Raw genomic sequence first — 20,989 nt, 5'->3', positions numbered from 1 at the left:
ACTGCCTTGTCTCCACGCATGTTCTGCGCCCCTCGTTTCAGTTCCGGCCAGGGGTCACAGCAGGGCGACGACCTGCTCCGCCGCCGCCTTGGCCGACCCTGGATTCTGCCCGGTCACGAGCCGGCCGTCGGCGACGACGGACGAGCGGAACGGCACGAGCCCTTTGCTGTAGAGGGCACCCTTCGGGGTGAGGATCCTCTGCTCGTACCCATTCGAGGCGAAGACATGATGCGCATGGTCAGCTCCGACAGCCCCAAGCCCGTCGGTTCCGACGGGTCCGCGTAGTGAGCGACGTTCGTGACGACGTGAAGGATGCGCCTGGTCATGTCGAGGTGTTCCCGCGTGCTTCGTCCCGAATCGCGCTCAGCCCCTGCTGGAAGGTCGTGACCCGAAAATCGGGGAAGCGTGACTTGAACTTGTCCGAGACGAAGATGTTGTTCGCTTCGTAACGAGGCAGCAGCTCGGCGGCATCTCGCGCCTGCTTGCTCAACACGCCCGCCAGCGCGAGCTGCCAGCGCTTGAGCAACGTGTAGCGCCCCTCGACGCCGAAGATTTCAGCGGCCAGTTCGATGAACTGTCGATAGGTGAGGCGGTCGTCGTCGCAGGGAAGGTGCCAGGTTTGACCGTACGCCCCGGGCGAGTTCCCGAGCAGCGCCATCGCGCGACTGGCATCCGGGCTGTAGATCAGGCTTCGCAGCGTGTCGTCTCTCAGGAAGACCTTCGCCGTTCTTCCGGCCCGCAGGTTGTCGATGACGGTCGAGTTGGTGATGCTCTGCGTCTTGCCTGGTCCGTAGAACTCAGGGGCGCGGCAGATCATGGCCTGAACGCGGCCTCGTTCCATCGAGTCGAGCAGCTCGCTAGCGATTGCAGCTCGGACCTTCCCCTTCGCGCCATACGGCTGAAAGGCGGTGTCCTCGGTCTGCGGATCGCTCGTCTGCGGGTACATGTACGTGTTGTCGAAGAAGACCAGCCTGGCGCCATTCGCGGCGCAGGCATCCAGGACGTTGCGCATGATGATCGGCCACTCGACCACCCACCTCCTGGTGTCCATGGGAAGCCCCGCGGTCAGGTATGCGATCTCCGCGCCCTCCACCGCGCGAAGCGTTTGCCCTGCGTCGAGCAGATCCGCGCTCTGCAACTGATCTGTGTCATTGACCTTGTGCGGACGGCGACTCACGAGACGAATCTCGCTCGTGAACTCGCGCTTCAATTGGATCGCCAGCTCGCGACCAATCTGCCCGCTGGCTCCTAGTATCACTTGCATGTTCAGCAGCTCCTAGACGACCGCTCACGAATCTTGTCGGCCCGGAGGGTAAGCAGGCACAGGCGGAGGAAGGAAGGGGCAGGAGTTCGCATCGTTCGCCCTTGTGCGCGCAAGAACCGGATCATGAGGCGAGCCCTGCCTCAGGTCATGGCCCATCGTTCTCCTTGAAGCTCGTCTCTGGGGCACGGAGTGAGAAATAAGCAGCACCGGCACGTATTCACCCAGCGTGACGCTACTTTTCGTCCCGAGGGACGACGCCACTGGGAGACCCGATGTCGCTGCACCGTGGGGTGATGGTGTTGATGCTGTGAGCCGTGCCCGCGCTTGCGGAGCCGCCGCCCGTGATTCCCCGGGCGCTGTTGTTCGGCAACCCTGTCCGGGATGCTCCCTCGCTGTCGCCGGACGGAGAGAAGCTGGCCTGGGTCGCGCCCGATGCGAAGGGCGTCATGCAGGTCTGGGTGCGGACACTGCAAGGCAAGGATGACACCCGCACCGTCACGAATGAGCCCAAGCGGGGCGTCCGGTACTAAGAGTGGTCGCAGGACTCGCGCCCCCTCCTCTACCCGCAGGACTCCGACGGCGACGAGAACACGCATGTCTACGCCGCCGACCTGTCGACCGGCGTGGTGCGCGACCTGACGCCCTTCCAGGGCATCCGTGCGCGGATGCTGGAGTCCTCGCCCACCGCGCCGCGAGAGCTCCTGGTGACGATGAACCTCCGGGAGCGCACGGGCTCGGACATCTACCGCGTGTCGCTCGACACCGGCGCCATCACGCTCGACACGCAGGACCCGGGCGACGTGATGAGCTGGACGGCGGACTCGCAGCTGAACGTGCGCGGAGCGCTGGCGCAGAAGCCGGACGGCACCACGGTGCTGCGCGTCCGGGACTCCGTGCGCACCCCGTGGCGGACGCTGCTGGAGGTGCCCCTGCGGGAGAACGTCTTCCCGCAGTACATGGGGTTCATCGGCTTCTCGCGCGACGGCGCCAAGGTGTACCTGAAGAGTCCGCATGGCTCCAACACCTCTCAGTTGGTGGAGAAGGTGCTGCGCGCGGGCGCGGAGAAGGTGCTCGCGGAGGACGCAGGCTCGGACGTGTTCGACGTCCTCTTCCACCCCGAGCGCAAGGTGGTCCAGGCCGTGGCCTTCAACACCGACGGCCACGTGCGGTGGAAGGTGCTGGACGCGAGCCTGCGCGAGGACTTCGAGGTGCTGGGCCGCATGGCCGACGGGGACTTCGCCCTGGTCAGCCGCGACCGCGCGGACCGCCGGTGGGTGGTGGCCTTCGAGCAGGACGCCGCGCCCTTGCGCGATGAAGTCCCGCGACGGCCTGACGCTGACGGGCTACCTGACACGGCCGGTGGACGCGCCGCAGGGCCCGCTGCCCACGGTGCTGCTGGTGCACGGCGGCCCATGGACGCGGGACACCTGGCGTTTCAGCTCCATCGAGGTCTTCTACAACCCGCAGCGCATGTACGCGGCAATCGGTCACGCGGCGCCGGCCGAGTTCGAAAGGGCAGTGGCGGCGTCAACCTGTCCACGAGCTCGGCTCACGCCCACTGGCGTTCTGGGGCTCTCCCGCTTCTTGAGGAGGTCGGAGCCGCGCGGGGCCTGCGTAACAAGCCCCGCGCGGTCCTCTACGACGCTGGCGAGCTGACGAACCCTGAACGTGAGGTGATGGTGCGCTCTCACTCGTTGCCACGCTGAGCGATGACGCCACGCCTCGCTCCTCAGCCCTCGTTGGCCATGAACCGCAGGATAGACGCGTCGGCTACTGACGCACGAAGCCGCGTGGGTGACTGCGCGCGGTGCTCGTGGGCCGCAGATTCGCGGACTCGAACTGCTCGTAGCGGAAGCCGGAGCCCGTCTCGAAGACGCTGGCGGTCACCTCCCAGGCCGTACCCTGGCCGCTGGGGGCGGGCCTGCTCGGAGCCAGTGTGCTGGGCTGCGGGAAGTCGAAGTCGTGGGCACCCGCCTCTGCCTGCGAGAGATACACCCAGTCCCACGACATCCCTCGCGCGCCCCGACGCACGGAGATCAACTTCGTGCCCGCGGGCGCGGTGAGCTGATACGCCCCCTCCGCGGCTGTCGGCACCGTCCCGGTGCCGCATTCACTCATCCCCGGAGAAATGCCCCGGATGCCATCCGGTAGTGCCACCGCGCCGACAGCACCCGCGGGAGGATTGTAGATGCGGGTCGTCAACGTCTCGCAGAGCGCTGCCCCCAGCACCGTCGCCTCGAGCGAGACGGCCTGAGTGGCGGGTGCGGACGCTGGGATGTAGGTCGCGGAGAACGTCCTCGACGTGCCGCTCGTGCTCTCCGCGGGGCCATTGGGCTGCGCGGGAAGTCCTGACTGGAGGCGAACCCCTCGCGCATAGCGGGCGTTGATGGAGGCGGGCCAATCCGCGGGAGGCACGACGGAGCCTGTCGTCGTCGTGGTCGTCACGGGGCCTGGCTCCAGGGCGATGTCCAACGTCGTATCCGCGACCAGCGGCCCCACCTCCCCGACGTCCTTGTGAGAATAGAGGCCACCCGACTCGTAGTAGGCATAGACGGAGAGCGGGACGCCCGCCGGCACCCCCGCGAGCTTGTAGCTGGCGACCCCACCCGTCAGAGCGACGTAGAACGTGGTCGCGCTGAAACCGGTGGGCGCGACCACCCAGAGGGTGGCGCCACTGAAGCCGCTCGTCACTCCGCCCGAAATCGTCCCCGACAGCGTGAAGGTCTCCGTCGCGGACGACGAAGTGGCTCGCTGCTGCCACGCCGTTCCGTTGAAGGTCCACACCGCCCCTGTCCCCATGATGAGGATGAGGTCGCCTGTCGTGGGGTCCGTCTCGAGCTTCACTCCACCACTGCTTGGAGGACTCCCCGCCGCGCCCTGCGCGGTGACCGTTGTCCACGCTCCCGCGCTGAACCGGAGCAGATCATTGCGAGCGGCACCGTTCGTCGTTCCTCCGAAGAGGTACATCCCCGCACCGGGCCGATAAGCCATCAATCCACCGCGACGGACCGCCGGCAGCGAGGGCGCGCTCGCCCAGGCATTGGTGGAGCGGTTGTACGTGGAGCACGTCGCCAGGTCGGCGCCGCTGGGCGCGCTGTTCGCACCGCCGCAGATCCACATGAGCCCGGAGCTCGTGTCGAGCGCGGCGGCGGCGAAGGCGCGAGCGGTTGGCAACGTGCCGGTGGGAGACAACTTGCCCCACCCCTGGGCATAGGTCCAAAGCTCGTTGTTGACGATCTGGCCTCCCTGCGAGCTCGTCCCGGAGGTCCCCCCGAACAGCAAGATGCTGCCCGAGACCGGGGAGGCCGTCACCGCCGCGCCCGAACGCACGGAGGGCCCCGGCGCCCCCACTTGCTGCCAGGTCCGAGTGGCCGAGTTGAACTGCCACGTGTCCGACAGCTTCGACCCCGTGCAGCTCTCTCCCCCGAAGAGCACGCTGATGCCACTCCCGCGATACTGGAAGGCACCACCAACCCGCGCCGGAGGCGCCGCGGGCGCCGAGAGCCCCGGGACGCCCCACTCCTCCCAGGTCCCGCTGGCGACAGAGGTGAGCGCCACCGTGTCGTTGAGACACCCCGTGGGCTGGTTTGCACCCGAGCCCCGTCCGCCTGTCATGATGAAGCCTCCCGCCTGGGCATCCCAGGTGGCGCTCGCGCTGCCGCGCGGCAGGGGCACCGGGTAGCCGGGGACGAGCAGCGTCACCAGCGAGGCATTCACCCGCGCCATCGTGGCGTTGGAGAGTCCCGTGCCGTTGGCGGTCACGTCCACGGTATCCGATACGCCATCCAGCCCCAGGCCGGTGAAGTAGGCGCGCCCCTCTGCGTCCGTGAGCGCTTCACGCGCGGGCACATACTCCATGCCATTCTTTCGCACCCGGACCCCCACGCCCGCGCGCGCGCGCCCATCCTCTCCAATCACGAAGACGGTCAGCGCATCCGTGATGGGGCTGCCCTCCGGCTCCACGCCCACCGTGCCGCTGGAGCCGAGCGCCCGCGGAGCCACCACCTCCAGCGACAACGTGGCCTGGGCTGTCTGCCCGTTCGCGTCCGTGACGACGACGTCCACTGCGTGGCTTCCCGCCATGCCGGGCGCGGGGATCCCCGAGAGGATGCCGGTGTCCTCGTCGATCGTGAGACCAGACGGGAGTCCGGTGGCGCTCACCTGGAGCGGCGCGGTGCCACCCGCCGCGAGGATTGCCTCCGCGACACCGGGAGCACGGCGGTACGTCACGCCTTCCGTGGCCTGGGTGAGCCCTGTCGTGAGGATGGCGAGGTCCGCGTCCAACGAGGCGGCGGAGATGTCTTTCTTTGGGGACGCGGAGAGGTCGGGAGAATGAACAGTGGGGGATTCCATACAGCCTTGGCTCAGCAATGCGGAAAGAAAGCCAAGGCCCAGGATGCGAGCGGTGGTCATGAATGCTCCAGGTCACGAGGGACCTCTCTCGGCCAGGCCCTCCAACCCGAAGCACTCCGAATCGGGTTGGCCAGCCCACCCAGGAGAGGATTTGAAGCCGACGCAGGGTGGCGGACCGGACGAGCAGCGTCAATGCTGATGGACTTGCATCAAGGCCCGGTTCAGGGATCGACAGGGCACGGCTGCGCGCCATCCATGGGACACGGCATCCCGGGGCCGCGCCGCGCTGAAGTTCTCTCCGAGCAGCCGTTCGTACGTGGGCAAGCGATAGCGCCGCATCCAGTCCGCCCATGTCCTCGACGCAGTCGAGCCGTGGGAGTAGCCCGGTTCCGCAGCCCCCCGAGACGCGATGGAGGGAGTCCAGGATGTCCACGAAAGAGGAGAAGCCGAATGAGCCCTTGGGTTGCCCGAGACTTGGACCTGACGGAGTCAGCGCTACGGCTGTGGATGGGGCAGACGAAGACGGACCGGGGCGAGGGCAAGCCCCGTATTTTGACGACGGCGGAGCGCGAAGAGCTCTCCCGGCCGCGCAAGGAGCAGCGCGAGCTGCGGATGGGCCGAGAGCCGTTCGACGGAACCACAGAGGATCCACAGAACCACGGACCTGGGTGGGGCCGCTTCGGCAGCGGCGATGATTCTGACCTTCGCGGAGCTGGAGCCGCGCGGCTGCCGCTCGGACACGGAGAGCCCGGCGGGCGTCACGCGGCAGGCTTCGTCTTCGCCCCTCTGCGATCCCACAGGCTCGAGCCGCCAATGATGGCCGCGCCCAGCCACTCCCAGATCGCGGCGCCGAAGAAGGCCCCGGGGCCCTTGCCCGTGAGCGCCAGCGTCGCGAGCCCTGCCCCCATGAGGGTCCGCGCCGCCACGGCCCAGAAAGAGAAGCCGGACCCCCGCTTCGCGGCGCCCATCAGGCAGAGGACGGCCGTGTTGCTGGTGGCGAGCGAGGTCATCACGAGGAGCGTGGCGGTGTGGTCATCGGGCGACCTCGCGGCGACCGCGAAGAAGCCCATCATGCGCGCCTGCCGTTCGGGGTCGAGCAGCCCGAACACGCCCATCGCGAGCGCGAATGCACCCAGGCCTGAGATGACCCACTTCGAGACCGATCGCGAAGCACCCATGGCATCCCTCGAAGGGAGCGCACCCGCGCGCGGCTCATGGAGGCCGCGAAGGTGGCGTTCTCCAAGGTCGGGTGCGCGAAGGCCAGCATCCGCGACATCGCGGCGGAGGCCGGGATAACGGCCGCGCTGGTGGTGCGTTACTTCGGGTCCAAGGAGAACCTCTTCGAGGAGGCCGTCGCCGAGGCTTTCGACCTCAGGGAGACGCTCGACACGACGGAGCGAGGCAAGCTCGGTGAGGCCATGGCCGCGCTCATTGGCGGGAGGGATGCGGAGCAGCGCGCCGCGATGTTCCTCTCGGTGGTGACGGGGCTCTGGTTCTATCGGTTCAAGCTGCCGCTGAAGCCGCTCTCGGGGCGCCCTGCCCCTGAGCTCGTAGGAGAGGTCGCTGCCATCCTGCAGAGACTCATCGATGGCGCCGACTGACACACCGGGCAGGTTTCCATTCAGCTCCTGGTGACAGGTGGAAGGAGGCCTGCCTTGATTCTTTCGACGTTGGGCCGTCTCCATGGAGCGGTCCGTGGCCTGGACCAGGGCGCCCTTGGCAGTGGAACTGCTCCGAGCAGGATGGTGTCTTCCCGAAGAGGACGGGCGCGGTGCATTCCCTGGAGGGCTCGGCTGCGCTGAAGAGAACCGAGTCTTTCATTTGTGTAGTCATTGTCCTCTCCAATGCGGGTCACTGTTTGGGGGAGCCCGGTTCCCTCTGAAGGCTCCCCTCATCCAGTGAGTGGATCAGCACACACTCACTCGGCGGCCGCGTGCGAGGTGCTGGTATCAGCGCAAAGGGACAGTCATCCCCGCAAGGACCAGCGGCGCTGGGTGCACCTCGATGTCACAACGGGTCAACCCGCTCGTCGTGAAACAGCAGCGCGATGCGGGAGACGGTGGAATCCCCCCGGATGGGCGTGTCCCCCTGCGCGTCCATGAAATCAAAGAGAAGCTCATGCGTTCCATGTGACACCGCAAGGATGACGGAACGGGTGGCCTGTAGCGATTCAGGGCCATCCGGGAAATCCATCCTTCCACGCACGTTCTTTTCGAGGGAGCCCGGTGTCCTCGCTGCGCGAGGCGCCGGAGGGATGTCATGTCATTCGGCGTCAAAGGGACCGTCGCCCTGGGGTTGTCGCTGTGGAGTCTCGCGGCGGGCGCGGCGGTGGCGGGGCCGGAGGGGGAGCAGGTCCTCCGCGCGGTCAGGGCCATGGGGCCCATCCAGGTGGATGGAAAGCTGGACGAAGCGGCGTGGGCGAACGCGCCGGTGTTCGACGCCTTCGTGGAGCGCTACCCCCAAGCGGGACGCGTGCCGTCGGAGAAGACGGAGCTGCGCATCCTCTACGACGAGGACACCCTCTATGTTGGCGTGGTGGCGCGCGACTCGCAGCCGGCGCTCATCGACCGGCGGCTGGGGCGGCGCGACAGCGCGCCGTTCTCGGACGCGGTGCAGGTGCTCATCGACTCCGCGCATGACCACCGCACGGCGTACTCCTTCTCCCTCACCGCGGGAGGCGTGCAGAGCGACGGGCTGTTCTACGACGACCGCTACTACACGCCGGACTGGAGCGGCATCTGGAACGGCGTCGCGGGCAGCGTGGAGGACGGCTGGGTGGCCGAGTACGCCATCCCCCTGTCGCTGCTGCGCTTCCCGGAGGCCCCCGTGCAGACGTGGGGTTTCTCGGTGCGGCGGGACATCGCGCGCAAGAACGAGGAGCTGGAGTCAGTGGAGAACCCGCGCACGCACAACACCAATGTGTCGCGGCTGGGTCACCTGACGGGACTCGAGGACGTGCGTCCCCGCGGCCGCTGGGAGCTGATGCCGTACCTCGCGGGGCGCGGGCTGGTGCATCCGCAGTACTCCAGCGGAGCGCGTCCCTCGCCACGGCTTTTGAGTCCGTCGCTGGACGTGGGGCTGGACGTACGCGCGACGCTGAGCAGCAGCCTGGCCCTGGCGGCCACCTTCAACCCCGACTTCGGTGAGGTGGAGTCGGACGAGATGCTGCTCAACCTCAGCACCTTCGAGGCGTACTACCCGGAGCGCCGGCCCTTCTTCACCCAGGGTATGGAGCTGTTCCAGCCCGTGGGCATGAACGTGGGTGACGCGCCCCTGGCGCTGTTCTACTCGCGGCGCATCGGCCTGGACACCCCCATCCTGGGCGCGGCGAAGGTGACGGGCGCGGTGGGCGGCGTGCAGGTGGGCGTCCTGGATGCGCTCGTCACCGGCCCCTGGCAGGCGCGCGATGAGGAGCAACCGGACCGGGCACTGCACCTGGACTGGCGGCGGCCCATGCATGTGGGCCCGGGCGTGCAGCTTCCGGACACCCCCTCCGCGACGACGCACTACCTCGTGGCGGTGGCGCGAGGAAAGGTGGGCGAAGGCTCGCGTGTGGGGGGCGCGGTGACGATGACCAACCCGCTGTCGGGCACCTGCACCCTGGAGGACGCGCAGGAGGAAGGCGCCCAGCAGAAGGCCGCGTGCCGGGCCCGGGGGGGACTGGCCGGCGCGCTCGACTTCGACCTGAAGACGGCGGACAGCACGTGGGGCGTGTACGGGATGCTGGTGGCCTCACGCACGGAGGGCGGCCCACCAGAGCGGGTGCTGGCGGACGGCACGCGGTTGGCGCAGGGCGACTCGGGCGTGGGCGGCTACGTGCGCGCGGGGCGCTTCGGCGGCGAGGGCCTTCGTCCGGAGTTCGGCCTGGACGTGGCCACGCCCAAGCTGTCGTTGTTCGCCGCGGGGTTCCAGCGCTCGCAAAACGAGGTGGCCCCCCGGGCGACGCTGCGCTTCGCGAGGCCCAATGGGCTGGGGCCCTTCAAGGCGTTCTTCGCCAACGCCCATGTGGGCGCGCGGTGGTCGGCGGATGAGCGGCACGTGCACCGGGTCACCTGGCTCAACCTCAACGCCAACGCGACGCTGCCCACCTTCGACACGGTGGGCGTGGAGACCGGCGCGGACCTGAATGACTATGACGTGCGGGAGATGGTGGGGACGGGCGTTCCGCTGCAGCGACCGACTCGCGGCTTCTTCAGCGCCTTCGTCGAGACGAACCGCAACCGCCTCGTGTCGGTGGAAGCGTACGGCGCGGTGGGCCATCGCAGCCAGGGCGGGCCGAGCCCGGCCGCGTGGGGCTGGGGCTACGAGGTCAGCGTGTCGGTCCGCCCCCACCCGTCGCTGGAGACCCAGTTGAAGCTGGGCGCCGACAAGACGGACCACGGGCCGCGCTTCGTGGAGACGCTGGACGACGGCCGCTTCCTCCTGGGCTCGCTGGACGCCCGCTACCTGACGCTCACGCTGCGGCAGGAGTGGGTGGTGTCACCCCGCTTCACCGCGCAGGGGTATGCGCAGCTCTTCACCGCGTATGGCCTGTATGGGCCCTTCTTCACGGCCACGTCCGACGCACAGCGGACGCGGGTGCGACTGTCGTCGCTCGTGCCCATCGAGCACACGGACAGCAGCAGCTTCTACTCGACGGCGCTCAATGTGAACCTGGTGCTGCGCTGGGAGTACCGGCTGGGCTCCACGCTCTTCTTCGTCTACTCACGCGCACAGGCGGGACTGCCGACACCCGAGGACGAGCGGCCCTTCGCGACGCTGCGGCCCCGACGGCTGCTGGCAGGTCCGGCCAACGACGCGGTGATGCTCAAGTGGAGCTACTACTGGGACGCGTGACGCGCGCCGGGAAAAGCGAGCGCTGGGACCCGTCGGCGCCCCCAGGCAGACGACGGGTCCAAACCAGGCCGAAGGCCCGAACGAGCCTCAGCGAATGGCCGGTAGCAGCGCTGGCTCGTGCAGCTTCAACACATACAAGAAGTCCTGCTCGGCTCTCCCGCGCCCCAGGACGACTCCCTCCTGGAGGATGAGCACCTCCTCCATCTCGTCCTGGAAGTGGGCGAAGGGCGCGGGCTCCAGCTGGCGGTGGAAGGCAACGGGCCCCTCGCCCAGCGCCTCCCAGTACCGCCGGCGCACCACGTCCTCGGGCACCGCGCACCCGTCCAACTCCGCGCGCTGCGCGCCCGTGGCGAGGTCGAAGAAGCGCGTGCGCTGGTCGTCGGCTTGCGTAACCAGCACCTCATCGCTCAACGCCACCGGGAAGGCGGCAGCGGGATGTAGGAGTTCGTATCGAAGCGCGCCCGTGCGCGAGTCGAATACGCGCACTCGCTCATCCACGCAGCTGGCCGCGACGACTCCACCGCTCGCGGAGAGCCCCACCGCAATCACCGGAGATGCCCCGACGTGCAGAACCCGCTCGGTGCCTGAGGGCAGGTCGAAGAGTGCGACCTCTCCGCCTCGGCGGCCGACGGCGATACAAGGAGCGTCGGCCGCAGCGGCATAGGCGATGGCGGGGTCCATCACCACCTGAGACTCGAGGGTGCGAGCTCCGCCCTGTACGTCATGGAGCAGCAGCAGTGAGTCCTGCTCGTGGACAGACACCACGAATGCGCCGTCGGGCGTGAATTCCACACTGGATACAGGGCCCCGTGGACATTGGAGTCGGTGGAGCAGGGCCCCATCCTTCACGCGCCACACATGCACCGCTCCTTCGTGGAGGGCAGCCGCCAACAGTTGCCCGTCGGGAGAGAAATCCAGCGGCAGCGCCTTCGTGGAGATGCTCTTCGTGTCTGGCACGTCCTTGGCGGGCGCCGTCAGCGTGTGCGTGGGCGCGAGAGTCCGAGCATCGAAGAGTTGGACTCCCGGGTGGAAGGGCGGGCGATCGCCAAGCTGCATCAAGGGGCAGGCGAAAACTGCATTGTCAGGGCTCACCTTCCAAGGCGCCAGAGGGACGGCGCGGTACTCATCGGGCGCGGTGCTCGCGCGCCCGTCGGCGCCAATCACCTGCACTTGCAAGCCCCTCTTCTGCCGAGCGAAGGCAAGCAGCCCCTCGGCGCTACCCCACAGGGACCTGGTGCGGTTCTGCTCGGCGAGCAACGCCGGGGAAGGGTCCTCCTTCAGGTCGCCGATGAGCAACCGTCCATCGGATGCGGTGAGGGCGAAGTGCTCGCCGTCGGGGTGAAACGCCACCGTCCTCCCATGCGCATCGTGCAAATAGGGGCGGGCCCGCGACACGGCGCCGCTCGTGACGTCCAGCACCTCCACGCGATTGACGGAGTCCATGCCCAGCCGGGAGCTGTCCAACCAAGCCAGCGAGGAGCATGGGCCTGTTCCGGTCGCGCCGGGCACTCGCGTCCAGTCCTCCGTCTTCACCCGCACCACGCCGTCCACGTCCGCGAGTGCGAGCCACGCACCGTCCGGACTGAAGGCCACGGAGTTGACGGAGGAGGTGGTGGGAACTCGGGCCACCTGATCGCCTGTCGCCACGTCCCAAACACGTACGGTATTGTCCGAAGCGCCCGTGGCCAGCCAGCGGCCTGAGGGGTGGAAGGCAACGCTCAATACCGACTGCTCATGACCGACAAGCGTTTGTGCCACCTCGCCGGTTGCGACGTCGATGAGCCTCACCCTCCAGCCCAGATTTGCCGCGGCCACCGTGCGCCCGTCCGGGCTGAAGGCCACCGACGTGACCTGTCCTTCCTGGCGGGTGAGGGAGTGCAACAAGGCTCCAGTCTCCGCGTCCCAAATGCACGCATCGTGGCTGCGGGCCCCGGAGGCCAGCTTCGTCCCATCCGGACTCCATGCGACGCTCCGGACGTCAAAGCCGTGGGCCAGACCCTGAAGGCGGGTGCCGGTGGCCACGTCCCAGATGTGCACGGTGTCATGGCTCCCCTGGGTGCCTGTCGCCACCTTCGCCCCGGAGGGACTGAAGGCCACGCACAACACACGGGCGTCGTGGGCAAGAAACCGGTCCTCGCCCATAAGCGGCCCCGGGAGCGGCCTCAGGGACTCCACCCACGGGGAACTTGAGCGGGACTCCCACTGCCGTCGCCAATGCTCCGCGAGGCGCCACACTTGGGACGCAGGGTCGCTCCAAGGACCTCGGCTCTCCGGGGTGAAGTGCTGTGCAGCGTCGGGCGCGTCGAACCAGCGCAGCCGGTTGTAGAGGCACTGGAAGAGCGCTTCGGGATGGGCGCGGAGGAAGGCTGCGTCAATCGCCAGGGCGCGCAGGAGCACCCGAAGCGCCCTCGTGTCGTTCAGGCGGGGGCCGTCCGGCGGGGCCTCGCTCGCCGCCGGCACTTGCCCCAGCAGTCGCTCCAGCGCGCGCTGGAGCGCGTCCAGGCCCTGCTCTTTGAAAAGACGCTCGAGCACGAAGAAGTCGGAGAGGGCCTCGCGAGTCAAGTCGGACGGGTTCATAGGCCATCCTTGTGACAGAACATGTCCCGGAGTCCCAGCGCAGACGCCACAGAGGCAACCAGGGAGGGCTGGGCATGATCCGCTACAGTGGACACCCACGAAGAGGCGGAGACGGTGTCCGACCTGGTGGAAGCGAAGTAGGAGCCCCCCAGCGCCAGGGGGTGCGCTTCACGACGCACTCCCAGCCCTGCCCTGCCCCAGGCGGGAAGCCCCACGGCCGTTCAGGCCTCCCCGCGCACCGCGCGTGTCCCGCGCCCGAAGCGCAGATACAGGGAGGGCACCAGCAGCACGTTCAACACCGCGGAGGAGACCAGGCCTCCGAGGATGACGACCGCCATTGGGTGTTCGATTTCCTGACCGGGCTTCAGACCTCCAGCGACGAGTGGCATCAGGGCCAGGGCCGTCGTCAGCGTCGTCATCGCCATGGGCTGAAGGCGCTCCAGCGTGGCGCGGAGGACCAGCTCCCCACCGAACGGGACGCCTTCACTGGACTCGAGGTGTCGGTAGTGGCTCACCAGAAGGATGCCGTTGCGGGCCGCGACGCCCAGCACCGTGACGAAGCCGACCAGTGAGCCCAGGGAGACCACTCCTCCGGTCAGCAGCACCCCCACGACCCCACCCACGAGCGCGAAGGGCAACGTCCCCAGCGTGAAGGCGACGAGGCGGAGGGACTGGAAGTCCAGGTAGAGCACCAGGGCGATGCCCAGCACCGCAAGGAGGGAGAAGGCCAGCAGGCGCGTCCGTGCACCCTGCCGCTCGGCGTACTCCCCCAGCACCTCAGCATGGTGGCCCGTGGGCCAGTCGATGTCAGCGATGGCGGCCTGGATGTCGGTCACCACCGCGCCCAGCGCCCGGCCCTGGGCGTCGCAGGTGATGTCCAGCCGGCGGGAAGCGCCCTCGTGCTGGACGATGTTGGGCACGGAGACCAGCTCCACCCTGGCCACGTCACCCAGTCGGTATGGCATGCCCGAGGTGGGGGCCACCAGACGCAGCGCCTTCACGGCGGCGACGTCCTGGCGCAGGAAGTCCTCGCCCCACACGACGACGTCCAGGGTGCGCTCTTCCTGGTACACCTCGCCCACCTTCGTACCTTGCAGCAGCGTGGCCACCGCGCGCTGCACGTCACCCGGAGTCAGGCCCAGCCTCCGCCCCGCCTCCGGTTCGAGCCGGACCTGAATCTGGGGCACCAGCACCTGGGGCTCCACCTTGAGGTTCACCACGCCGGGAATCGTCCGGAGCTTCGCTTCGATGACGCGGGCCTTGGAGCGCAGCGTGTCCAGGTCGGGGCCGAAGGAGCGCACCACGATGGACCCACCGGCTCCGCTGAGCACCTCCTTGATGCGCTCCTGAAGGTACGTCTGCACGTCGCGGTAGAGGCCGGGATAGCCCTCCACCACCTCGTTGATGCGCCGCACCGTCCCCGTGTAGTCGTCGACCTCGTCCAGGCTGATCCACAGCTCCGCGAAGTTGGGGCCCACCACCTCGTCCGCCACCTCCGCGCGGCCGATGTGCGCGCCGAAGTGACGGACCCCGGGGATGGCTCGCAGCTCCGTGCTGGCGCGCAGGGCCGTGCGCAGGACGGCATCCCCAGACGTCCCCGGCTTCGCCACCCAGTGCATGAGGAAGTCCGACTCCTGGAAGTGAGGCAGGAAGCCCTCTCCCAACAGCGCCGCCATCCCCCCGCCCACCGCCAGCACCGCCAGCACGGTCCGCACCACCAGTCGAGGGCGGTCCATCCCCCACGCGACAATGGGGCTGATGCGTGAGCGCAGCCATCCCGCGAGCCGGGGCGGCTTCTCCTGATGGTTCTTCAAGAACAGCAGACACAGCACCGGCGTCACCGTCAGCGCGACCACCATCGACGCGCCCACCGCCAGGACATACGCCACCGCGAGTGGCCGGAAGAACGCGCCACTGACTCCCTCCAGGAGGAAGACCGGCAGGAAGACGAAGACGACAATCACCGTCGCATAGACGACCGCGCTGCGGACCTCCATGGAGCCCTCGAGGACCACCTCGAAGACGGAGCGAGGACTGCCCAGCTTCCGGTTCTCCGCCAGCCGCCGCTGCACGTTCTCCACGTCGATGATGGCGTCGTCCACCACCTCGCCCAGGGCGAGCACCAGCCCCGCGAGCACCATGGTGTCGAGGGTCGCCCCCACCAGTCGCAGGGCGACGACGGCGCCCACCAGGGAGAGGGGAATCGCGACGAGACTGATGGCGGCGGTCCGGACGTCCTGGAGGAAGACGAACAGGACGATGATGACCATGATGCAGCCGAGCAGCACCGCGTGCCGGAGGTTGCCCACCGCCTTTTCGATGAACGTCGCGGGCCGGAAGATGCCCGGCACCAGGGTGACGCCCTGGAGCGCGGGACGCATCTGCTCCAGCGCGGCCTCCACCTGCGCGGTGACCTCCAGCGTGTTGCCCCAGGGCTGCTTCTCCACGATGAGGAGGATGCCCGGCGCGTCATCGACGATGCCCTCGCCGATGGGCGGTGGATGCCCCTCCTGCACCGTGGCCACGTCCGCGAGCCGGATGGAGGCGCCATTGCGGAAGGCCACGGGGACCTCCTTCAAGGCCTCCAGTGGGGTGTCCGCCGAGAGGCTCACGGCGAGCCGCTGATTGGGCGTGTCGACGAAGCCGCCCGAGGACGGGAGGCTCGCTTCCCTCGCCACGCGGAGGACGTCGTCCAGGCGGACGTTCGCGGCGCGCAGCCGCTCGGGGTCGACCTTCACCTGAAACTGCCTGTCCCGCTGGCCCCAGATGGCGACGTTCGCCACGCCCGGAATGCTCATCAGACGAGGACGCAGCGTCCACCGGGCGACCTCCGACAGCGCCATCCGGTCCAGGGTGTCGGAGACGAGGCCCACCTTGAGGACGCGGCTCGTCGCCGACACGGGTGAGAGCATCACCGGCGGGCGGGAGACTGCGGGCAGCGTGGGGGCCAGCCGCGCCAACCGCTCCTGCACCAGCTGCCGCGCCCGGAACAGGTCCGAGCCCCGCTCAAAGATGAGCACCACCGACGAGAGGCCGAGCACGGACTTGGAGCGCATCGTCTTGAGCGCCGGCACGCCCGCGAGGCCATTCTCCAGCGGCGTGGTGATGAGCTTCTCCACCTCCAGGCTGGAGAGCCCGGGGACCTCCGTCTGGATTTCGACCAGGGGCGGCGCGAACTCGGGAAACACGTCGAGCGGCATGTCGCGCAGGCTCGCGTAGCCCATGAGGAGCAGCAGGACCGCGGCGGCGATGGGGACGAGGCGATGGTTCAGGCAGGCGGCGATGAGCGAGCGCATGTCGAGGTCAGGTCTCCATCAGTGGCCAGCACCGAACTCCGTCCCGAACAACTCCGCCGCTCCCACGGCCACGACCGAGGTGCCCGCCGGCGGCCCCCGCGAGAGCAACGAATCCGCCCCCTCCTGGCGCATGACGTCGACGCGGCTGCGCGTGTACACGTGCTCCTGCTGCCGCACGTACACCCAGGCTCCCCCCAGCGCGTCGTAGACGACCGCCGACGACGGCACGGCGAGGACCTCCGCGTCATCGCCCAGTTGCAGCGACACCCCGACGCGCTGCCCCGGCGCCAGGCTCACCGACGCGGGCAGCTCGTAGAAGCGGTCCACCGTGGCGGCGATGGGGTCCGCGCTGGGAGGCCCCAGCACCGGCAGCGCCTCCACCCCGTCATCCCTGCCCGTGAGGAGCGCGTGCACGCGCACGGGGACGTCCGCCTTCACGCGGTGGGCCTCGTCGACGAAGAGCGACACGCGCACCCAGTTCGCCGTGGTGCCCACCACCTCGAACAGCGGAGCTCCCGCCGTGACGGACTGCCCGGGTGCGAACGACACCTGTCGCAGGACGCCGTCGCGCGGCGCGCGGATGCGCAGGCTGACGTCCGATTCGAGCGGCGAGCGCCCCACCAGCGCCAACCGCGCGTTCGCCGCCTGGAGCTCCGACCGGGCCACGGCCCGGTCCGCGCGAGCCTCTTCCACCGCCCGCTCGGTGCCCGCGCCATCCTTCAGCAAGCGCTCCGCGCGAGCGAGCCGGGCCGCCGCGGCCTCGTCACGGGCACGGGCGCTCTCCACGGTCCGCTGGGCCTGGGCATGGAGGTCCCGGTCCACCGTGGCGAGCGGCACCAGCCTCAACAACACGTCGCCTCGCTTGACAGCGGCTCCGGGACGCAGCGCGGACGCGGCGCCTTCCGCGACGACGCCACCCGCCACGGGCGCCGTCACCACGAGGGCACTGCCAGAGGGCACGACGACCTCGCCGCCCAGCACCTGCTTGCGCGCCGCCTTGCGTTTCTCCACGCTCTGGACGCGCAACGCCAGGCGCTCCTCGGCTTGGGGGACGAGCGTCACTGTCGCCAGCGCGGACTCAGCCACGTGGGCGCTCACCTTCGCAGCGGGAGGAATCGGCGCGGGCTTGTCGGGCCGGCACGCGAGCTTCAGGGTGACGAGGCTCGCGATGAGCGTGAGTCGGAGATGTCTACTCATGGGCCACTCCCTGTTTGCCCAGACCGCGGTCCAGTTGGGCAAGTGCACGGCGGAGATCCGCCTCGAGGTCGAGGGCGCGGAGGCGCGCGTCGGCCAGACGGCGGAGCGCGTCCAGCACCTGGAGGTAGGGGATGTCACCGGCGTCGAAGGCCTTGCGCGCACCCTCTCCCGCGGTGGTCAGCGCAGGCAGGATGCTGGCTTCGAAGGCCTCCAGTGACTGCGAGGCCTGGACCGCCAGCTCGCGCGCGGTGAGGACCTCGTTGGAGACCTGCTGTCGCAGCAGGACATAACGAGCGGAGGCGCGCATCAGCTCGGCCTCCGCGCGGCCGATTCCACCAGGGTTCCAGTTGAAGATGGGCACCTCGAGCTGCGCGCCGGGAACCCACAAGGCCTTGGGCTCACCGCTCGCCGTCGTCGAGGGCTTGGTGTCCAGCCTCGCCATCAACTGGAGGATGCGCGTCTTCTCCCAGCCGAGCCGTCCTCCCGCCAGGGCGATGCCCAGCTCCGCCGCGCGGACGTCGGGCCGCGCGGCGAGCGCGAGCTGGATCAGGTCCGGAAGGGGTCGCAGTGCCCGTGCATCCCGCGGCGGGACGAGCGGCGGGGCCGTCTGGAACAGCGGGCTCTGCGCCACGCCCATCAACAGTCGCAACCGCTCCCTGGCCAGGGTCACGTCCGTCCGTGAGCGCCGGGCGGCATCCTCCGCCAGCCAGGCCTCGGACCTCAGTGAGGCCACCTCGACCCGGCTGGCATCACCCGCCGCCTGTCGTGCCTCGACGAGCTCGCGGGTGTGCGCCCACAAGGCCGCCAGCTCCTCCAGCGCCACGCGGCGTCCCTCCGAGCGCACCCAGTCCGAGTGGGCCAGGCGGACGTCGCGCGCGACATCCAGCCCGTTCTGGACGAGTCCCCGCGCGACCTGCTCCACCTGGACCTTCGCGGCCGCCACGCGAGCGGGCCGCTGCCAGAGCGAGAACAGGGGAAGCAGCAACGAGGTCTCCAGCGTCCTGGGCCCCACGGGCATCAACAGCGAGAACGTCGGATTGGGGAGCGCCCCCGCCTCCGCCAGGTCAGCTCGCGAGACGCCGAGCTGTGCCATGTCGGACTGGAGCGCGGCGCTGTTCCAGAGCGCCACCGCGACGGCGGTCCGCTCGTCCAGCGGCAGGGTGTCCGTGACACCCGGAGGCAACGAGGGAGCCTCGGTGACGCCCGGCCCCAGCGGGGCCGCGAGCGTCGCGAGTTCCGAGGACACCCAGGCACGGTCATAGGGCGAGCTGGCACACCCCGTGGTGACCACCCACGCGAGCGCCAGCGTTCGAGCTTTGGGCCGTCGAGTCCTGCACCGGAAAGACATGGCGCGGACCCTGCCAGCCGAGGTTGAACGGTGGCTGAACGTCGGCCCGGCGGCCCCGTTTCGGAGCGACTCGCGGGTGGTATAGCTCCATGGAGAACCCCGCCATGCGAGTCCTCGTCGTCGATGACCATCAGGAGCTCCGCGCCCTCGTCACCCAGTCCCTGGAGCGCGACGGCCACGTCGTCCGCCAGGCGGGAGACGTGGAGCAGGCGCGTCGGTCGCTCGTCGACGAGACGGATGTCATCGTGCTCGACGTGGGCCTCCCGGACGGCTCCGGGCTGTCGCTCTGTCGCGAGCTGCGCGCGGACGGAATCCAGACCCCCATCCTCCTCCTCACCGCGCATCACCGCGTGTCCGAGCGCGTCGAGGGACTGGATGCGGGAGCGGACGACTTCCTGGGCAAGCCCTTCGCCATCGCCGAGCTGCGGGCGAGGGTGCGCGCGCTCGGACGCCGCAAGGACAAGGCGAGCACGGTGCGCGCCCGGGTGGGCGACGTGGTCCTCGACTTCGGCCGGCGTGAGGCCCTGCGGGCCGGCGCGGCCGTGGCCGTCACCGCGCGTGAGTGGGCCATCCTGGAGACGCTGGCGTCCCATGGAGACCGCGTCGTGAGCCGCGATGCGCTGCTGGAGTCCGTCTGGGGCGACGTCAGCCCTGGCGCCGCGAGCAGCCTGGAGGTCCTGGTCGGGAGGATTCGCCGCAAGCTGGGCGAGGACGTGGTGCGCACGCTGCGAGGCGCGGGGTATGGCCTTGGAAACGGCTGACACCGGGCGCCCCCGGGACTCCATGGTGCGCAGGCTGTCTCGCACCATGGTGGCCGTCGCCCTGACGAGCAGCGCGCTCACCGCAGGCGCCACGGGCCTGCTCGCCTACCGCATGTTGCTCGCCGGAGAGGACCGGCGCCTGCGCGACGCGGCGGTCGACATGGTCGAGGAGGTGGCCGGGCTGGATGACGCGCAAGCACGGATTGAAGCCGATGATGAGGCGACAGAGCTCAGTCCCTTCGGCATCCGCATCACCCTGTTCTCCAACGAGGGCAGGCTGGGGGGAGACCCGGACATCCCGCGCCAGTCCGGCTGCGCGTGGTCCCAGCTCCCGGGGGAAGAGGGCGTGAGGCGCTGCGGCGAGACCGCCCATGGGCGCCTGTCGGTGGCGCAGGAGAACATCGAGAGCATCCCCCGGCTCCGGCTCTCACTGCCGCTGGCCGCGCTGCTCGCCACGGCGTGTGCCTCGCTCATGGGCCTGTTGATGAGCCGCCGCGTGGCGAGCTGGGCGGCCCGGCCCCTCACCGAGCTGAGCGCCTCGCTCGCCCGCATCGAGGCAGGAAGCCCCCTCCCCGCTCCTCTCAAGACCCAGGCCCGCTACAGCGAGGTGAACGCGGTCCGCACCGCGCTGGTGGAGCTGCTCACGCGCCTCCAGGAAGCGCTGGAACAGTCGCGCCGCTTCGCGGCGAATGCCGCGCACGAGCTGCGCACCCCCCTGGCCACGCTGCAAGCGGAGCTGGAGTTGCAAGCAGAGATGCCTCAGCCACCGGACACCGCCCAGGCCCTGACGCGGATGCACCGGACGGTGACGTCGCTGGGAGTGCTCGTGGAGCGCCTGCTGGTGCTCGCGGACGACACCCAGGGCTCGCTGGAACTCGTCGAGCCGGTGAGTCTGGCGCAGGTCGTCGAAGAGGTCCTCCAAGCGCTCCCACCGGGCGAACGACGCCGGGTCGACTTCGAGGACGGTGCGCCCGGGCTCGTTTCGGGGGACAGACACCTGCTGCGACAGCTCGTCGACAACGGGGTGGAGAACGCGCTCAAGTTCTCCGACGCCGGGCGTGTCTGGGTCTCCGTTCAAGAGACACCTGAGGAGACGCGGCTCGATATCCGGGATGAGGGACCAGGCATCAGCGAGGCGGACTTGAGGCGGGTCTTCGAGCCGTTCTATCGCGCCTCCGGCGCTCGCGCCGGGAAACCCGGCCATGGAATCGGCCTGTCCCTGGTGGCGCTCGTCGCGCGTGCGCACCGCGCGAACGTCGCCTTCCTCCCTTCGAAACGGGGCGCGCACCTGCGGCTGACATTCGCTCGTGGCGACCCCTCCCAGCCGCGAGCTGGGGCCTGAGGGCATGACTCCTGT

At 69.3% G+C, this 20,989-nt stretch carries 14 protein-coding genes; 6 read left to right on the top strand and 8 right to left on the bottom strand.

Annotation, left to right across the window (positions count from 1 at the left end; translation table 11 throughout):
* Positions 1–322 precede the first annotated feature (322 nt).
* Positions 323–1,264, bottom strand: coding sequence for an NAD-dependent epimerase/dehydratase family protein (locus tag KYK13_RS09095; RefSeq protein WP_223643682.1), 942 nt, complete (start codon positions 1,262–1,264; stop codon positions 323–325).
* A 314-nt stretch (positions 1,265–1,578) separates the two neighbouring features.
* Here KYK13_RS09095 and KYK13_RS09090 point away from each other — a divergent pair, with 314 nt between their 5' ends.
* Together KYK13_RS09090 and KYK13_RS09085 are read left to right on the top strand one after the other, a co-directional pair.
* The gene (locus KYK13_RS09090; protein WP_223643681.1) at positions 1,579–1,794 is read left to right on the top strand and encodes a hypothetical protein; all 216 of its coding nucleotides are present in this window, start codon (positions 1,579–1,581) and stop codon (positions 1,792–1,794) included.
* Positions 1,795–1,890: 96 nt separating this feature from the next.
* Positions 1,891–2,970: a hypothetical protein gene (locus tag KYK13_RS09085; protein WP_223643680.1), complete on the top strand. Its 1,080-nt coding sequence runs from the start codon at positions 1,891–1,893 to the stop codon at positions 2,968–2,970.
* Positions 2,971–3,034: 64 nt separating this feature from the next.
* Here KYK13_RS09085 and KYK13_RS09080 read toward each other — a convergent pair whose 3' ends face one another.
* Positions 3,035–5,617 (bottom strand): kelch repeat-containing protein, encoded by a 2,583-nt coding sequence (locus tag KYK13_RS09080; RefSeq protein ID WP_223643679.1) that lies wholly within the window; start codon positions 5,615–5,617, stop codon positions 3,035–3,037.
* 758 nt (positions 5,618–6,375) lie between these two features.
* A complete protein-coding gene (locus tag KYK13_RS09075; RefSeq protein ID WP_223643678.1) occupies positions 6,376–6,795 on the bottom strand; it encodes a hypothetical protein in 420 nt (139 codons plus the stop codon).
* Between the two features lie 36 nt (positions 6,796–6,831).
* On the opposite strand from KYK13_RS09075, the gene KYK13_RS09070 reads away from it, so the two are divergent.
* Positions 6,832–7,218: a TetR/AcrR family transcriptional regulator gene (locus tag KYK13_RS09070; RefSeq protein ID WP_223643677.1), complete on the top strand. Its 387-nt coding sequence runs from the start codon at positions 6,832–6,834 to the stop codon at positions 7,216–7,218.
* A 406-nt stretch (positions 7,219–7,624) separates the two neighbouring features.
* Here the strand turns inward: KYK13_RS09070 and KYK13_RS09065 are convergent, their stop codons facing one another.
* Complete coding sequence (locus KYK13_RS09065; protein WP_223643676.1) at positions 7,625–7,810, bottom strand: hypothetical protein; 186 nt, start codon at positions 7,808–7,810, stop codon at positions 7,625–7,627.
* 66 nt (positions 7,811–7,876) lie between these two features.
* On the opposite strand from KYK13_RS09065, the gene KYK13_RS09060 reads away from it, so the two are divergent.
* Positions 7,877–10,453 (top strand): DUF5916 domain-containing protein, encoded by a 2,577-nt coding sequence (locus KYK13_RS09060; protein WP_223643675.1) that lies wholly within the window; start codon positions 7,877–7,879, stop codon positions 10,451–10,453.
* A gap of 87 nt (positions 10,454–10,540) precedes the next feature.
* Here KYK13_RS09060 and KYK13_RS09055 read toward each other — a convergent pair whose 3' ends face one another.
* The 4 genes from KYK13_RS09055 to KYK13_RS09040 form a co-directional block, all read right to left on the bottom strand.
* The gene (locus KYK13_RS09055; protein WP_223643674.1) at positions 10,541–13,030 is read right to left on the bottom strand and encodes a WD40 repeat domain-containing protein; all 2,490 of its coding nucleotides are present in this window, start codon (positions 13,028–13,030) and stop codon (positions 10,541–10,543) included.
* 221 nt (positions 13,031–13,251) lie between these two features.
* On the bottom strand, positions 13,252–16,326 hold the full coding sequence (locus KYK13_RS09050; protein WP_223643673.1) for an efflux RND transporter permease subunit: 3,075 nt from the start codon (positions 16,324–16,326) through the stop codon (positions 13,252–13,254).
* Between the two features lie 18 nt (positions 16,327–16,344).
* Positions 16,345–17,523, bottom strand: coding sequence for an efflux RND transporter periplasmic adaptor subunit (locus tag KYK13_RS09045; RefSeq protein WP_223643672.1), 1,179 nt, complete (start codon positions 17,521–17,523; stop codon positions 16,345–16,347).
* A complete protein-coding gene (locus KYK13_RS09040) occupies positions 17,516–18,769 on the bottom strand; it encodes a TolC family protein (protein WP_223643671.1) in 1,254 nt (417 codons plus the stop codon). The genes KYK13_RS09045 and KYK13_RS09040 overlap by 8 nt, the downstream gene beginning before the upstream one ends.
* 206 nt (positions 18,770–18,975) lie before the next feature.
* Between KYK13_RS09040 and KYK13_RS09035 the strand changes: the two genes are divergently transcribed.
* A complete protein-coding gene (locus KYK13_RS09035) occupies positions 18,976–19,632 on the top strand; it encodes a response regulator transcription factor (RefSeq protein WP_223643670.1) in 657 nt (218 codons plus the stop codon).
* The gene (locus KYK13_RS09030) at positions 19,613–20,974 is read left to right on the top strand and encodes a HAMP domain-containing sensor histidine kinase (RefSeq protein WP_223643669.1); all 1,362 of its coding nucleotides are present in this window, start codon (positions 19,613–19,615) and stop codon (positions 20,972–20,974) included. The genes KYK13_RS09035 and KYK13_RS09030 overlap by 20 nt, the downstream gene beginning before the upstream one ends.
* The last annotated feature ends 15 nt before the right edge of the window (positions 20,975–20,989 follow it).

The organism is Corallococcus sp. EGB (assembly GCF_019968905.1).
Taxonomy (GTDB): domain Bacteria; phylum Myxococcota; class Myxococcia; order Myxococcales; family Myxococcaceae; genus Corallococcus.
The sequence above is the reverse complement of the archived record's forward strand: the minus strand, read 5'-3'. Positions and strand labels throughout refer to the sequence as shown.